Origin of the sequence: Pseudomonas sp. T1.Ur (genome assembly GCF_023516725.1) — a bacterium.
In the GTDB taxonomy this organism is placed as follows: Bacteria; Pseudomonadota; Gammaproteobacteria; order Pseudomonadales; family Pseudomonadaceae; genus Aquipseudomonas; species Aquipseudomonas alvandae.
Window position 1 is genome coordinate 1,375,198 of record NZ_JAMGSN010000001.1, and the last position, 14,269, is coordinate 1,389,466.

A 14,269-nucleotide genomic window follows, 5' to 3' on the forward strand; every position below is an offset into this window, starting at 1 on the left:
AGGCGATCATGACCGCTCATCAACCCTTCAGCCGGCAAGTGCTGGCCGAGCTCCTGGCGTTCGAGGAACAGCCGAGCCTTTCGCTGTACATGCCCACCCACCGCACATTCCCCGAGCGCAGCCAGGACCCGATCCGCTACAAGAACCTGGTGCGCGACCTGCAGACCCAGCTGGAACAGCAACACCCGGACACGGACTGCGCGCCCTTGCTCGAGCCATTCCTGGCGCTGGTGGAGGACCAGGGCTTCTGGAATTCCAACCGCGACGGCATCGCAGTGTTTGGCGCCCGTGACTATTTCAAAGTCATCTCGTTGAGCCAGCGCGTGCCGCCATGTGCCTTCGCCAACAGCCATCCTTACCTCAAGCCGTTGTTGCGCCTGGTCCAATCCACCGAGCGTTATCAAGCGCTGTGCCTGACCCGTAACGAAGTCTGGCTCTACGAAGGTTCCTCGGAGCAGTTGGAGAAAATCGAGCTGGCCGAACAAGTGCCGCGCAACCAGAACGAGGCGCTCGGTGACGAGCTGACGCCGGGTGACCAGCAGGGCTTTCCCAATGGTTTCAGCCGCAGCGGCGAACGCGGCGATGCGATGATGCATGAGGCCGCCGGCGGCGGTAAGCAGGACGAAATCAACCTGGACCGCGAACGGTTCTTCCGCGCCGTGGACAAAGCCATCCTGCAATACCATTCGCAACCGTCGGGCCTGCCGATGATCCTGGTGGCCCTGCCGGAGAACCAGGCGGTGTTCCGTGCCGTCAGTCACAACCCGAACGTACTGGCGCAGGGCATCGAGGGTGATCCTTCGCGATTCAGTGTGGAGGAGTTGCGTGTCCACTGCTCGAAACTCATGGCCCACAGCCACGCTGACCGCGTTGTCGACAGCTTGAATCGCTATGGCGTCGCGGTGGGGCAGGGGCGCTCGCTGGACAAACTGGCGGAGATCGCCAAGGCCGCCTGGGAAGGCCGCGTCGCGCTGTTGCTGGTGGAGGCGGAGCGCCAGGTTCCTGGGCAGCTCGACCTGGACAAAGGCCGGCTGCTGATCGACGAGACGGGCGATGAGCAGGTACCCGATGTGCTTGATGAGCTGATCCTGGCCGTGACCCGCCAAGGCGGCGAAGTCGTAGTAGTGCCGCCCGAGCATGTCATGCCGACCGGCACGGGGGCGGCGGCGGTGTGCCGATTCTGACCTGCCCCTGTGGGAGCGAGCCCGCTCGCGAAGGCGGACCGACCGTCAATAAAATGATTGACCGACACACCGCTTTCGCGAGCAGGCTGGCTCCCACACTTTTATTTTGATGCCAGCCGGTCGGGCGGCGTTTGCTTCCTATTAATAGGAAGCATTACTATTCACGCCCCGTTCCCACAGCGCGCCGCGATGATCCCCAAGCTGCCCCGCAGACCCGGCTTTTTCGAGCATTACGAAGAGTTGATTGGCACCTGGACCCGTCGCCTGCGCAATCGCCAGCAGGCCGAGGACCTGGCCCACGATACCTTCGTGCGGGTGCTCGAATCCGATTCGGCGCAAGTGGAGCAGCCACGGGCCTACCTGCACCAGACGGCGCGCAACATTGCGGTGGACGGCTATCGGCGTGAAGATCGACGGGGCGCCCTGGAGGAAGTGGCGTTCGATACCCCATCGCTTGCGAGCGACCCGGAGCACTACATGCACGCGATCCAACTGGCGGACTCCATCGAGCGGGCACTGGCCGAACTGCCGGCCAACTGCCGCACGGTGTTCGTCTGGCAGAAGATCGAAGGCCTGACCCAGGCGGAAATCGCCGAGCGCCTGGGGCTGTCAAAAAACATGGTGGAAAAGTATATGATCCGCACCCTGCGCCATCTGCGGGATCGCCTGGACGGGCCTGCTCAATGACCCGCCGTCCTCTTCCACCTGAGCCACAGGACCCTTCCATGATGGATAGCCGTGAATGCCCGTGCGGGCAGAGCAGGGTTCGCGACGAGGCGGCGCAATGGTTCATGCGTTTGCAAAACCCGGTCATGGGCATCGAGGAGCGCCAGCGTTTCGATGCCTGGTTGGGCGAACACCCCAACCATCGCGATGAGATTCAACTGCTCCAAGGCATCTGGAGCGCAACGGATCTGCTGCCCAAGGAGCGTCTGCAAGCGTTGTGCGAGCAGCCCGCCGAACGTGCGAAGCGCCGACCGCTGCTGCGTTTTGCCGTGGCCGCGGGGCTGCTGGCGGTGGCGGTCGGGTTGGGGCTGTTCAGTGGCCTGGACGCTGCGGGCGATTACAGCGGCGAATTTGCCACCGCGCTGGGTGAGCGTCGGCATGTTGCCTTGCCGGATGGTTCGGCAATCGACCTCAACAGCCGTAGCCGCGTGCGTGTCCAGTTCGCCCATCACCAACGCCGGGTGGAACTGGTCGAGGGCGAGGCGCTGTTCAGCGTCGAGCATGATACGGGGCGCCCGTTCACCGTGGACGCGGGCAACGGCCAGGTGACGGTCACCGGTACGCGCTTCGATGTGCGCCGTGATGTCGACGGTTCCCGGGTGGCGGTGGAGCAGGGCAGCGTCCGGGTCCTGGGTCGCGACAGGCCCGTCCACCTCACGGCCGGCCTCGGTACCCGGATCGATGCCCAGGGCAAGGTCGCGTCACCCTATGCGATCAATGCCGGTGAAGTCACGGCATGGCGCAACGGCAAACTGGTGTTCAACAATGCGCCCTTGAGTGAAGTGGCCGAGGAAGTGTCCCGTTATCGCGCCAAGCCCCTGCGGGTCGCCAGCGCATCGGTGGGCAACCTGCGCCTGACCAGCGTGTTTCGTTCGGACAATCCCGAGGCACTGCTCAAGGCCTTGCCGAACATCCTGCCAGTGGCCGTGCGCACGCTGGATGACGGCAGCCAGGAAATAATTTCGAAATAGATTCAGGTTTTTTTCGAGTTCTTCGTCTTCTTGTTCAACTGCAACTGGTTTGCATTAACAGACGCGTATTCTTGCGATTCGACAGGACAAGGTTCGACGTGAAAACTTCCGCCAAAAACAACAAACGCCTCCCCGTACGCTGGCTGCCGCTGGCCCTGAGCCTGGCTGTCAGCGCCGGGTTGCCCCAGGCTTTTGCCGACCAGGTCGCCACGGCGATCCATATCCAGGCGCAACCCTTGGGCCAGGCGCTGAGCCAACTGGGCCAGCAGACCTCGCTGCAGGTTTTCTTCAGTCCGGAACGGGTGGCTGGCAAGCACGCGCCGGCGGTGGAAGGCAACTTGTCCCCGGAGGCGGCGCTCAGCCAACTCTTGCGGGGCAGCGGCCTGCAATACCAGATCGATGAAGGCTCGGTGACTATTCTGCCGGCGCCCACGGCGGGCCCGCTGGAGCTGGGCACCACCGACATCCAGGTGGTCGGCGACTGGCTCGGCGATGCCAATGCCGAAGTGGTGCAGAACCACGCCGGCGCGCGGACGGTGATCCGCCGCGAAGCCATGGTCGAGCAGGGCGCGATGAACGTCGGCGATGTGTTGCGTCGCGTGCCCGGTGTGCAAGTGCAGGACGCCAACGGCACCGGCGGCAGCGATATTTCCTTGAACGTCGGCGTGCGCGGCCTCACGTCGCGCCTGTCGCCACGCTCCACGGTGTTGATCGACGGCGTACCCGCGGCGTTCGCGCCCTACGGCCAACCGCAACTGTCCATGGCGCCGATTTCATCCGGCAACCTGGACAGCATCGACGTGGTGCGCGGCGCCGGGTCGGTGCGCTATGGGCCGCAGAACGTCGGCGGGGTGATCAACTTCGTCACCCGCGCCATTCCGGAGAAAGCCACCGGGGATATCGGCAGCACCCTGGAAACGTCCCAGCGCGGCGGCTGGAAGCACATCGACACGGCTTTTCTCGGCGGCACCGCTGACAACGGCCTGGGCGTGGCGCTGTTGTATTCCGGCGTCAACGGCAACGGTTTTCGCAAGAGCAACAACGGCAACGACATCGACGACGTCATTCTCAAGACCCATTGGGCGCCGACCGATGTCGATGACTTCTCGTTGAATTTCCATTACTACGACGCCAAGGCCGACATGCCGGGCGGTTTGACCCAGGCCCAGTACGACGCCGATCCGTACCAGTCCGATCGCGACTGGGACAACTTCAGCGGGCGGCGCAAGGATGTGTCGTTCAAGTGGATTCGTGAAATCAGCGATCGTACCCAGGCCGAGGTGCTGACCTACTACTCCGACAGCTACCGTGGCAGCACCATCGCGTCCCGGGACCAGCGCAACCTGGTGTCCTACCCGCGCACGTATTACACCTTCGGCATCGAGCCTCGGGTTTCCCATGTGTTTGATTTCGGGCCCACCACCCAGGAAGCCAGTGTCGGTTACCGCTACCTCAAGGAAGGCATGCACGAAGAGGCCAGCCGCCTGGCGCTGCGTAACAACGAACCGGTTGTGCGTCCGGGTTCCGACGGCCACGTCTATCAGGACCGGACCGGTGGCACCGAAGCGCACGCGGTCTACATCGATGACAAGATCGATGTGGGCAAGTGGACCATCACCCCAGGCATCCGCTTCGAACGCATCAGCACCGAATGGCACGACCGCCCGGTGCTCGACACCGCCGGCAATCCCGTGCAGGAAAAGCGCCGCAGCATCGACAGCAACGAACCGCTGCCGGCCTTGAGCGTGATGTATCACCTGTCCGACGCCTGGAAGCTGTTCGCCAACTACGAAACCTCGTTTGGCAGCCTGCAGTATTTCCAATTGGGCCAGGGCGGTGAGGGCAACAACACCGCCAATGGCCTGAGCCCGGAAAAGGCCAAGACCTACGAGATCGGTACGCGCTACAACGATGACGTATGGGGCGGCGAAGTGACGCTGTTCTACATCGATTTCGACGACGAATTGCAGTACATCAGCAACGACGTCGGCTGGACCAACATGGGCGCCACCAAGCACCAGGGCGTGGAAGCGTCGGTGCACTACGACATGGCCGCGCTCGATCCGCGCCTCGAGGGCCTGACCGCCAGTGCTGGTTTTACCTACACCCGCGCGACTTATGAAGGGGATATCCCAAGCTTCAAGGGCCGCGACCTGCCGTTCTACTCTCGCCAGGTAGCCACCGTGGGCTTGCGCTACGACGTCAATCGCTGGACCTACAACCTCGACGGCTTCGCCCAGTCCAAGCAGCGTTCACCGGGCAACAGTGTCAATCCTGACGGCAGCTTCAGCGACAACTACATCACCGACGGCAGCGCCGATGGCCAGTACGGCGACATGCCGGGCTACATGCTCTGGAACGTACGGGCCGGTTATGACTTCGGCGAGCAATTGTCGAACCTGAAAGTCGGCGCCGGGGTCAAGAACCTGTTCGATCACCAGTACTACACCCGTTCCAGCGACAACAACTCGGGTATCTACGTTGGCGCGCCGCGGACGTTCTTTGTGCAGGCGAGCGTGGGGTTTTGATCAAGCCGCAAGGTTGAGGTCCCCCCGTGGCGAGGGCGCTTGCTCCCGCTCGGCTCTGTAGGAGCTGGCGAAGCCTGCGATCTTTTGATTTTTCAATTGAGTTCAAATACCTGGGAAAAAGATCGCAGCCTCGCTTCGCTCGACAGCTCCTACAGGCCCAGCGGGAGCAAGCGCCCTCGCCACGGGAAAATCTGCAAGGCTTCAGACTTTCAACACCTTCCCACTGGCCGCCACCGCCACCAACGACAGCGCAATCAAGCCGAACGCAATGCCCAGGCTGCTGCCATGGGCAACAAACCCGATCAATGCCGGCCCCGCAAGGATGCCGGCGTAACCGATGGTGGTGATGGCCGGCACGGCGATGGCTTCGGGCATCAATGTCTGTTTGCCGACGGCGGTGTACAGCACCGGCACGATGTTCGAACACCCGGCGCCGACCAATGCATAACCCAGCAGCGCGGCTTGCCACATCGGCGCGACGGTGGCCATCAGGAAACCCGCCGCCGCGATCGACCCGCCGTAGATGATCACGCGCTTGGCGCCCAGGCGATGCACCACCGAATCGCCGGTCAGCCGGCCGACGGTCATGGTCAACGCAAACGCGGCATAACCCAACCCGGCATAGGCGGTATCCACCGCGCGCTCGCTAGCCAGGAATACGGCGCTCCAGTCCAGCACCGCGCCTTCGGCCAGGAATACGATGAAGCACAGGATGCCGATAAACAGCACCACGCCGTGGGGAATGGCAAACGCCGGTCCTGAACTTTCACTGCCGTAGGGCAGCAGGTGCGGCGCCGCCTTGAACAGCGCCACCAACAGCACGGCATTGACGGCCAGCGTCGCCACCAGCGGTGAAAGCCCCAGGCCGAGGAGCGCACTGACGCCGGCCGCGCCGATGATCCCGCCGAGGCTGAACATGCCGTGGAACCCCGACATCATGGTCTTGCCGCTGGCGCGCTCGACGATGACCGCTTGCAGGTTCACGGTGGAGTCCACGGTGCCGAGCCCGGCGCCGAATAAAAACAATGCAGCCACCAACCACGGCAGGGAACTCATCGTTGCCAACAGCGGCAGCGCCAGGCAGACCAAAAGCGTGCCGCCACTGAGCACCCGACGGCAGCCGAACCGTGCCGCCAGCGCACCGGAAATCGGCATCGCCAGGATCGACCCGACCCCAAGGCACAACAGCAGCAAGCCCAGGGTGCCTTCGTCCAGGTTCGCCCGCACCTTGGCGTAAGGCACCAGCGGCGCCCAGGCGGCGATGCCGATCCCGGCGATGAGGTAGGCGATGCGGGTGGACATCTGTTCCAGGCGTCCGGGAGCAAAGGTAGGTGGAGGGGTAATCGCGGTCATGAAACATCCTTGGCTTTGGTGCGGTACGGTGTTGCGAGCAGGCGCCTATGCTTGCATATCCACTGACCTCACTGCGACCTCAAGGTGCCGACGCGAATGCCAGGGTGTCCGGCAAGCTTTGCCCTCGTAGTCTTCGCCGGCATACAGTAACGGCCCTTGTTGATCGATCCGGGTTTGTCCATGGCACAGTTCTACGATGCACGCGGCAATATCTATGGCGTCGCTTCGCCACGGCAAGTCCGTGCCCTGGGGATCGACCTGCCGTCGTCTGCTGCCCAGGCTGCGCAAACCCGAGAGACCTGGAGCGCTGCCGCCGTGCAGGCTTTTTGTGCATGGGCGCCGGGTGAAGCGCCGCCGGATGCCAAGGCCCATCGCAGTGACGGCCTGCTGATCGGCCCGTTCCAGGACGCACCGCCGTTTGATCTGTTGATCGTCAATACCGATGGGACGTTGGCCGAGCGCAGCGGCAATGGCTTGACGATTTTCTCCCTGGCCTTGCAGGCGCGAGGTTTGCTGGTGGGCGACGGTGAATGTCTGCTGCAGGTTCATCACGACAAACCTGAAGGCGTCTCACCGGTGCAGACCTCGGTTCGCGCTGCTGAATTCGAAGGTGTCCAGGGTTTTTGGTTGGACCTGGGCGCGCCGTTGTTCGGACCACGAGCCGTGGCTGCCCAAGGTGTCGAAAGCGTGATGTTCGGCCCCTGCGAAGTGAGCCGTGTGCCAGCGCTTCATGCGTTGAACAGGGCGTGGGGCTACAGCCAGTTCGTGCGCATCGGCAATCCTCACTGCGTGACTTTGCTCGGTGATGCGGCGGCGTTGCCGAGTCTTGCGCAGATGCGCGCGCCGGCCCTCTCACAGCACCTGACCGACATTGCCTATGCGGCGCCCGGCGGCTCGGGGAACCCATGTCTGGCGGGGATCAATCTGCAGTGGGCGTGGCTTGAAGCCGAAGGACAAATCGCCGCCCGGGTGTTCGAGCGGGGCGAAGGCCCTACCGCGTCGTCGGGCACCAGCGCCAGCGCCGTGGCCAGTGCCGCGTGGCGGGTGGGTTGGGTGAAGGCCGGGGTGGTCAGGGTCGTGATGCCGGGCGGGACTGCGCCGATTCTGCTGGAAGAAGAGGCGGGGGAGCTGGTGCGGGTCAGATTGTTTGGTGCGGCGCGGCCTGTGCCTTAGCGTCTGCGCAAATTTTGCGGTGTGGTCAATGCCCTCTTCGCGAGCAAGCTCGCTCCCACATTGGAGCGACGCCGGACACAATATTTGTGTCAGCTGAAGATCCCTGTGGGAGCGAGCTTGCTCGCGAAGGCGTCAGCCCAGCCGCAAAGGTATTAACTGGGAGACTGCTATCGTCGGATCGCCGCCGGGAGCAAGCTCGCTCCCACGTGTTGGGGATTTCATCCCAGCTGCGGCCCGAACTCCACCACCGGCATCTGCCGCTTCATCAACACTTCACCGTTGCGAATCGAGTAGAGCGGCAGGCCTTGGCTGCGGATCACTTCGTAGTCGCTGTCGGCGGAAAGGACCAGCAGGTTGGCCGGGCGTCCGGGCTCCAGACCGTAGCGCTCGCCCAGGGCCATGGCCTTGGCGCTGTTGTCGGTGACCAGGTCCAGGGCGCTTTGCAGGTTGCGGTAGCCGAGCATGTGGCAGATATGCAGCCCGGCTTCGAGCACTCGCAGGATGTTGCCGTTGCCCAGCGGGTACCACGGATCGACGATGGAATCCTGGCCGAAGCACACGTTCATCCCGGCTTCGAGCAGCTCATTGACCCGCGTGACGCCGCGGCGCTTGGGAAAATTGTCGAAGCGTCCCTGCAGGTGGATGCTCTCGGTCGGGCAGGACACGAAGCTGATGCCCGAATGCCCGAGCAGGCGGAACAGCTTGGCGCAATAGGCGTTGTCGTAGGAGCCCATGGCGGTGGTGTGGCTGGCGGTGACGCGGGCGCCCATGTCGCGGCTGCGGGCTTCTTCGGCGAGCACTTCGAGAAAGCGCGAGTGCGGGTCGTCGGTTTCGTCACAGTGCACGTCCACCAGGCAGCCGGTGCGCTCGGCCAGGTCCATCAGGAATTTCACCGAGCTGACGCCCTGGTCGCGCGTGTACTCGAAATGCGGAATGCCGCCCACCACGTCGGCGCCCATGCGGATCGCTTCTTCCATCAGCTCGCGGCCGTTGCGGTAGGACTCGATGCCTTCCTGGGGAAACGCGACGATCTGCATGTCCACCAGATGACGGCTCTCTTCGCGCACTTCGAGCATTGCCTTGAGGGCGGTGAGTGCGGGATCGGTCACGTCGACGTGGGTGCGCACATGTTGGATGCCGTGGGCGGCGAGGGCCTGGAGGGTTTTCCGGGCGCGGGTCTTGGTGTCTTCGTGGGTGATGGTGGCCTTGCGTTCGCCCCAGCACTCGATGCCCTCGAACAGCGTGCCACTCATGTTCCAGCGCGGTTCGCCGGCGGTCAGTGTGGCGTCCAGGTGAATGTGTGGCTCGACGAAGGGCGGCACCACCAGGTTGCCTCCGGCATCGATGTCTTCAGGGCCGAGGCTGGGAGCCTCGGTCTGGCGGGCGATACTGGCGATCAGGCCGTTTTCCAGGTGCAGTTCATGCAAGCCTTCACGATTGCGCAGGCGGGCGTTGATGATGTGCATCGGGCGAGTCCTTTAGAGGTCTTGTAGGGGCGCGTCAGCAGTACGAGTGCCGGTTACGCCGATCAATAGCACATACGTTAGCGCGCCGGCGGCGATTCCTACCAGTGGTGCGATCCATGGCGCGTTGAAAGCGGCCAGGGTGCCAACGCCATAGGCGCACAGCCCGGGCCAATTGAACGCTGGCAGCTGTGTCTCTGCCAGGCGCGGGTAACGACCGCGCCAGCGAAAGAAGAAATCGGCCATGATCACGCCGCCAATCGGCGGGATGACCGTGCCGAGCAGGATCAGATAAGGCACCAGCATGTCGTACATGCCTAGCAGCGCCAGCAGTGTGCCGATCACCGCGCCGGCCAGGGTGACGGCCTTGCGCCGACGGGTGCGCAGCAGGTTGCAGCCGGCCACGGCGAAGTTGTAGATGGTGTTGTCCTGGGTGCTCCAGATGTTCAGCAGCAACATCGCCATCGCGGCCATGGCAAAGCCTTGCAACAGCAGCACTTCGACCACGTCAGGCTGTTGGTAGACGATGGCCCCGTAGGCGCCGATCAGCACCATCAGGCCGTTGCCGAGGAAAAAACCGATCAGGCTCGCCAGCACCGCGACCTTCGCCGAACGGGAAAATCGAGTCCAATTGGTCGCCTGGGTGGCGCCGCTGACAAACGTGCCGAAAACCAGGGTGATCGCGGTCGACCAGTCCAGGTTGCCCGTGGGCACCACCGCCATCAGTCCGTCGAGGCCGCCAACTTTCTGCGTCGCGACCCACATCGAGAGCATCAGCAGCAACAGCATGGCCGGTACGGCGACGTACGAGAGGATTTCCAGTCCGCGATAGCCGATATACGCCGTGGCGCAGAACCCCAGCCCGAACAGCACCATCAGCCCCAGCACCGTCCCCTGGCCCAATTCGAAATACTTGCCCAGCACCACCGCCGCGGTGGCCGTGCCCCAGGCGTACCAGCCGATCTGGGTAAAGCCGAGGATCAAGTCGCTGAGCTTGCTGCCCACCTCACCAAAACAGAAGCGGCCCATCAATACCGAATTGAGCCCGCTCTTGAAGGCGATATAACCCAGGCCTGCGGCATAGAGGCCCAGCAGCAGATTACCGATGACAATGACCGTGAGCATCTCGGCAAAACCGAACGCCACGCCCAGCTTGCCGCCGGCAAACATGGTCGCGGTGAAAAACGTGAAGCCCAACAGCACCATGGCCGTGGAGGCCAAACCCTTGCGAGCATTCATCGGGACCTCGCTCAAGGGATAATCGTTGCCTGGATCGTTCTGAGTCATTGTGGCGGTCCTTGCGTAGGAGAGGGAAAGTCGCAAGCGTGCAGCGGCCGTGCCAAGCGGCTGAGGGCTGGTTATTTATAGTCAATCCACGGGTAGGGTGTGCTGCGAGGAGCAAAAGCGGTGCGGCGGTGATTCAAGTTGGAACACAGGCCTTGATGTGTAGGCGGTTACTTTGTGGGAGCGGTTCCTTCAGGAGGCACGATGCACCGCCAAGAACCGCAAAACCGCCGCGACAATCACTTCCGGCGCGTCTTCCTGGACCAGGTGTCCGGCGCTCGGCACGGGCTGAAACAGCGCCCCGGGAATCATCCCGTGCAGCGCCCGGCCGCGCTCGATGGGGATCCATTGGTCATCCTCGCCCCATAGGATTTGCGTTGGGCAGCGCACCTTCGGATACAGGACCTCGACCTCGTCGGTATAGCGCTCGTCCATCTGCGCAATTTGCCGATAGAACGCCGCCTGGCCCGGCTCGCCAAGCCACGGCTGCACGTAGGGCGCCAATTCTGCGTCAGGAATGTCTCGCTTGATCGCGCCGCGGATGTAAGTCGGGACGATGGCGTGCTGGATGTAGTCGGGCAGGCCGCTGAACGCCGCTTCATGTTGGCGTACGTGCTGGACAAAAGGTGAACCCCACGGTGACAGGGCCACCGGGTCGATCAGGGTCAGGCTCCGGTAGTCCTTGTCATTGAGCAAGTGCGTACGCAGCGCGGTGGCGCCGCCGAAGTCATGGGCCACCACGTCCGGGCGTTCCAGCTTCCAGTGTTCCAGCAGTTGGGCGAGCAGTTGGTTCTGTACGCCCAGGGACACATCGGCATCTGGTTGCGCGGACTGGCCATAACCCAGCAGGTCGAAGTAGTGCACTCGGTGCGTAGTGAAGAACAGCGGCGCGATCCGATGCCATACATAAGAAGAAAACGGCGTGCCGTGGACGAATACCAGCGGCGGGCCATCGCCGTGGATGGCGTAGCGGACAGAGTGCCCGTTGAAGTTGTAGACCTGATCCAGCAGCCAGTGGGTCATGCTCGAACTCCCGTCTGAATTGGCTTTGGAATCATAGGCCAATACATCGGTAGAACAAACCGTGGCGAGGGAGCTTGCTCCCGCTGGGCTGTGTAGGAGCTGGCGTAGCCTGCGATCTTTTGATTTTGAGCGTTCGCTTGCCACTCAATTGCCTGGACCAAGATCGCAGCCTCGCTTCGCTCGGCAGCTCCTACACAGCTCCTACACAGCTCCTACAGAGCCCAGCGGGAGCAAGCTCCCTCGCCACCAAAGCGCCTTTGCCGCAGAGCGGCGTTATTCGCCGTGATAGATGCAGCCGCTGGTGCAGGTCTCGTGGATGCGAATGGCGCTGAGTTCCGGCAGCAGCGGCTTCAACTCATTCCAGATCCACTTGGCCAGGACTTCGCTGGTCGGGTTTTCCAGGCCAGGGATGTCGTTGAGGTAGTTGTGGTCGAGGCGTTCGTAGAGCGGCTTGAAGATCGCCTTGATTTCCGAGAAGTCGCGAATCCAGCCCGTATGCGGGTCGATGTCGCCACTGAGGTGGATCGCCACCTTGAACGAGTGACCGTGCAGGCGGCCGCACTTGTGGCCTTCGGGCACGTGGGGCAGGCGGTGGGCGGATTCGAAGGTGAATTCTTTGAAGATTTCCACAGGTTCAGGCTCTTTAAGGTAGCGGTCGCGAGGCAGGCGGCGGAGTTTATCAGGTTGATTCGTGTGATGCGCGAGCATGCTGACTAAAGGGTCAGCAAATGCAGTCGTGCTAGCGGGTCTTTGCCGAATCGTAGACGTTGCTACGCTCTCGCTTGCCGATCGCTACTACCAGGATAACGATCCTTTCATCCTCAACTCGATAGACGAGTCGATAACCCGCCCCGCGCAATTTGATCTTGTAGCAATCCTTCATTCCGTGAAGGGCATCGCCCGGTATACGAGGGTGCCCCTGTCGTTCTCGAAGTTTCTTCAATAACTGCAGACGGACGGCACCGTCCAGTTTCTTGAGTTCCTTCAGGGCCTTTGGGTCCCATTCAACACCGTATTCAATGCCCATTGGCTATATCAGCCTCAGCCTCGCCAATCAAATCATCGAGTGATACCCGAACGGGTGTTTCGTTGGCCTCGAGCCGCGCCTTGACCACTTGGGCCAATTCCAATTCATCCAGGCGCTCGATCATCGCCTCGTAGACATCGGCCGGTACCATGTAGCCCATCACGCGGTTATGGTTCAACACCGCCACGGGCGAACCGTTCGCTCCGCTCAGGACCGCAGATGGATTTTTTTTCAGTTCAGAGACGCTGACGGCCACATCAGCCAAAACGGTTTGCATGAAGTTGGCTCCTTTAAAAGGGCTTTATTTTGGTCTTGTTTGGTTCGTTCAGACAAGCTTTAATCCAAGACCTCCTACCTTCACCGCCGTGATGCGCGAGCATGCTGACTAAAGGGTCAGCAAACGCTCGCCCAATCCACCGTTGGCCGTCAGTTCCAGGAATTCGTCGCCGAGCCGGCGGCTTTCGTCCATCGCCGTGCGCCAGTATTTGCGACGGCTCGGGTCGTCGCCCATGAAGCGCTTGAAGTCGTTGCGATCCGGCAGTTTGCCGTAGGGCAGGCGGGCGAGGTATTCGCGCGACGGGGCGAGCAACAGCACGTCCTGGAGGCGTTCGGCGTTGCCCTTGCGCCATGGCAGGCCCTTGTCGAACCAGCCGGGAATGATCCGGTCGGTGAAATGCGGATAGAGGACGATATCCTCGCCGCTGTAGGGCAGGTCGAGGTGGTAGTCCAGCAGTCCACCGTCGCGGTAGGTGCCCGCGCCGGCGCCGGGCAGGTTGCGCACGCCTTCCATCACCATTGGAATCGAGCCGGACGCCAGCAATGCCTGGCGCAGGTTGCCGGCCACCAGCGGCACGAAGCGCGATGGGAAGTCTGTCAGCGGATGCAGCGGTGGGGCCAGGCGTGGGTCGTGCACGATCAGCCGTTCGAAATGCCGCGACAGGCGTGCACGGCCCCGCAGGTTGTCGGCGATCACCGACGACAAACCCAGGCCCAGCCGGCCTCGGTGGTCTTGTGATAGCAGGCCGTGGCTCTTGACTACCATAATGTTGAGCCGGTAATGCGGGTTGTCGAGGATCGTCAGGTCGCGGCCTTCCAGCAAGTCATCGAGCATGCGCCGGGAGCTTTGGCTGACGCCGGCCATGGTCACGCCTTTGGCGAAACTCTGTTCGTTATACAACGTGCCCAGGCGCTGGATGCCCTCGGCGGCGTTTGGCAGGCAGGCGCTGGCAAAGCGCCACGAGCCGACCGAAGCGCCGATCAGCGAACGCTCCCGGGGCGCGGCGGGGAGCCATTCACCGAACAGTGCCAGGTCCAGCCCCTGGATACCCAATGCCTTCGGACCACCGGCGGCGCCGGGCAGGGTGCCGACGTCGGCGGCACTGAGGCCCGCCTGGCGGATACGCTGGAAGGCACGGGGGCCGGCCTTGAGGGCAAGGGCGGGGAACTTGATATGGATGGCGGTCATACCGGTCTCATGGTCTAGCGGGTGCAGCGATTATAGGGAGTCTTGCAGGGGAGAGGCGTATTCCATGATGGC

General features: G+C 62.7%; 13 protein-coding genes. 5 read left to right on the forward strand and 8 right to left on the reverse strand.

What is annotated here, in order from left to right; all coding sequences use genetic code 11:
* The first annotated feature begins 8 nt into the window (after nucleotides 1-8).
* The 4 genes from M8Q45_RS06190 (at nucleotide 9) to M8Q45_RS06205 (ending at nucleotide 5,409) form a co-directional block, all read left to right on the forward strand.
* Nucleotides 9-1,184 (forward strand): baeRF3 domain-containing protein, encoded by a 1,176-nt coding sequence (locus M8Q45_RS06190; RefSeq protein ID WP_249873963.1) that lies wholly within the window; start codon nucleotides 9-11, stop codon nucleotides 1,182-1,184.
* 189 nt (nucleotides 1,185-1,373) lie between these two features.
* Nucleotides 1,374-1,871 carry a sigma-70 family RNA polymerase sigma factor gene (locus tag M8Q45_RS06195; protein WP_249873964.1) on the forward strand — a complete coding sequence of 166 codons (498 nt, stop codon included), beginning with the start codon at nucleotides 1,374-1,376 and terminating at the stop codon, nucleotides 1,869-1,871.
* Nucleotides 1,872-1,909: 38 nt separating this feature from the next.
* A complete protein-coding gene (locus tag M8Q45_RS06200; RefSeq protein ID WP_249873965.1) occupies nucleotides 1,910-2,881 on the forward strand; it encodes a FecR family protein in 972 nt (323 codons plus the stop codon).
* Nucleotides 2,882-2,979: 98 nt separating this feature from the next.
* On the forward strand, nucleotides 2,980-5,409 hold the full coding sequence (locus M8Q45_RS06205) for a TonB-dependent siderophore receptor (RefSeq protein WP_249873966.1): 2,430 nt from the start codon (nucleotides 2,980-2,982) through the stop codon (nucleotides 5,407-5,409).
* Between the two features lie 201 nt (nucleotides 5,410-5,610).
* Here the strand turns inward: M8Q45_RS06205 and M8Q45_RS06210 are convergent, their stop codons facing one another.
* Entirely contained in the window at nucleotides 5,611-6,762 is a 1,152-nt protein-coding gene (locus tag M8Q45_RS06210) for an MFS transporter (protein WP_249873967.1), read from the reverse strand.
* A gap of 180 nt (nucleotides 6,763-6,942) precedes the next feature.
* Here M8Q45_RS06210 and M8Q45_RS06215 point away from each other — a divergent pair, with 180 nt between their 5' ends.
* Nucleotides 6,943-7,935, forward strand: coding sequence for a diaminopimelate epimerase (locus M8Q45_RS06215; RefSeq protein WP_249873968.1), 993 nt, complete (start codon nucleotides 6,943-6,945; stop codon nucleotides 7,933-7,935).
* A 218-nt stretch (nucleotides 7,936-8,153) separates the two neighbouring features.
* On the opposite strand, the gene codA is transcribed toward M8Q45_RS06215, so the two are convergent.
* The 7 genes from codA to M8Q45_RS06250 all read right to left on the reverse strand — a co-directional run bounded on the left by codA (nucleotide 8,154) and on the right by M8Q45_RS06250 (nucleotide 14,197).
* On the reverse strand, nucleotides 8,154-9,401 hold the full coding sequence (codA, locus tag M8Q45_RS06220; RefSeq protein ID WP_249873969.1) for a cytosine deaminase: 1,248 nt from the start codon (nucleotides 9,399-9,401) through the stop codon (nucleotides 8,154-8,156).
* Between the two features lie 12 nt (nucleotides 9,402-9,413).
* Nucleotides 9,414-10,685 carry a cytosine permease gene (gene codB, locus M8Q45_RS06225; protein WP_249873970.1) on the reverse strand — a complete coding sequence of 424 codons (1,272 nt, stop codon included), beginning with the start codon at nucleotides 10,683-10,685 and terminating at the stop codon, nucleotides 9,414-9,416.
* 189 nt (nucleotides 10,686-10,874) lie between these two features.
* Complete coding sequence (locus M8Q45_RS06230) at nucleotides 10,875-11,705, reverse strand: alpha/beta fold hydrolase (RefSeq protein WP_249873971.1); 831 nt, start codon at nucleotides 11,703-11,705, stop codon at nucleotides 10,875-10,877.
* 273 nt (nucleotides 11,706-11,978) lie between these two features.
* Nucleotides 11,979-12,335 (reverse strand): 6-carboxytetrahydropterin synthase QueD, encoded by a 357-nt coding sequence (gene queD / locus M8Q45_RS06235; protein WP_025212792.1) that lies wholly within the window; start codon nucleotides 12,333-12,335, stop codon nucleotides 11,979-11,981.
* 109 nt (nucleotides 12,336-12,444) lie between these two features.
* The gene (locus M8Q45_RS06240) at nucleotides 12,445-12,732 is read right to left on the reverse strand and encodes a type II toxin-antitoxin system RelE family toxin (protein ID WP_283939014.1); all 288 of its coding nucleotides are present in this window, start codon (nucleotides 12,730-12,732) and stop codon (nucleotides 12,445-12,447) included.
* Nucleotides 12,722-13,009 carry a type II toxin-antitoxin system Phd/YefM family antitoxin gene (locus M8Q45_RS06245; RefSeq protein WP_249873972.1) on the reverse strand — a complete coding sequence of 96 codons (288 nt, stop codon included), beginning with the start codon at nucleotides 13,007-13,009 and terminating at the stop codon, nucleotides 12,722-12,724. The genes M8Q45_RS06240 and M8Q45_RS06245 overlap by 11 nt, the downstream gene beginning before the upstream one ends.
* Before the next feature lie 108 nt (nucleotides 13,010-13,117).
* Nucleotides 13,118-14,197: a patatin-like phospholipase family protein gene (locus M8Q45_RS06250; protein WP_249873973.1), complete on the reverse strand. Its 1,080-nt coding sequence runs from the start codon at nucleotides 14,195-14,197 to the stop codon at nucleotides 13,118-13,120.
* Nucleotides 14,198-14,269 lie beyond the last annotated feature (72 nt).

Coding starts and splice junctions, on each gene's coding strand:
- M8Q45_RS06215 (WP_249873968.1), top strand. CDS start 6,943: ATGGCACAGTTCTACGATGCACGCGGCAATATCTATGGCGTCGCTTCG.
- M8Q45_RS06230 (WP_249873971.1), bottom strand. CDS start 11,705: ATGACCCACTGGCTGCTGGATCAGGTCTACAACTTCAACGGGCACTCT.
- M8Q45_RS06245 (WP_249873972.1), bottom strand. CDS start 13,009: ATGCAAACCGTTTTGGCTGATGTGGCCGTCAGCGTCTCTGAACTGAAA.
- M8Q45_RS06195 (WP_249873964.1), top strand. CDS start 1,374: ATGATCCCCAAGCTGCCCCGCAGACCCGGCTTTTTCGAGCATTACGAA.
- M8Q45_RS06190 (WP_249873963.1), top strand. CDS start 9: ATGACCGCTCATCAACCCTTCAGCCGGCAAGTGCTGGCCGAGCTCCTG.
- M8Q45_RS06210 (WP_249873967.1), bottom strand. CDS start 6,762: ATGACCGCGATTACCCCTCCACCTACCTTTGCTCCCGGACGCCTGGAA.
- M8Q45_RS06200 (WP_249873965.1), top strand. CDS start 1,910: ATGATGGATAGCCGTGAATGCCCGTGCGGGCAGAGCAGGGTTCGCGAC.
- M8Q45_RS06240 (WP_283939014.1), bottom strand. CDS start 12,732: ATGGGCATTGAATACGGTGTTGAATGGGACCCAAAGGCCCTGAAGGAA.
- M8Q45_RS06250 (WP_249873973.1), bottom strand. CDS start 14,197: ATGACCGCCATCCATATCAAGTTCCCCGCCCTTGCCCTCAAGGCCGGC.
- codB (WP_249873970.1), bottom strand. CDS start 10,685: ATGACTCAGAACGATCCAGGCAACGATTATCCCTTGAGCGAGGTCCCG.
- codA (WP_249873969.1), bottom strand. CDS start 9,401: ATGCACATCATCAACGCCCGCCTGCGCAATCGTGAAGGCTTGCATGAA.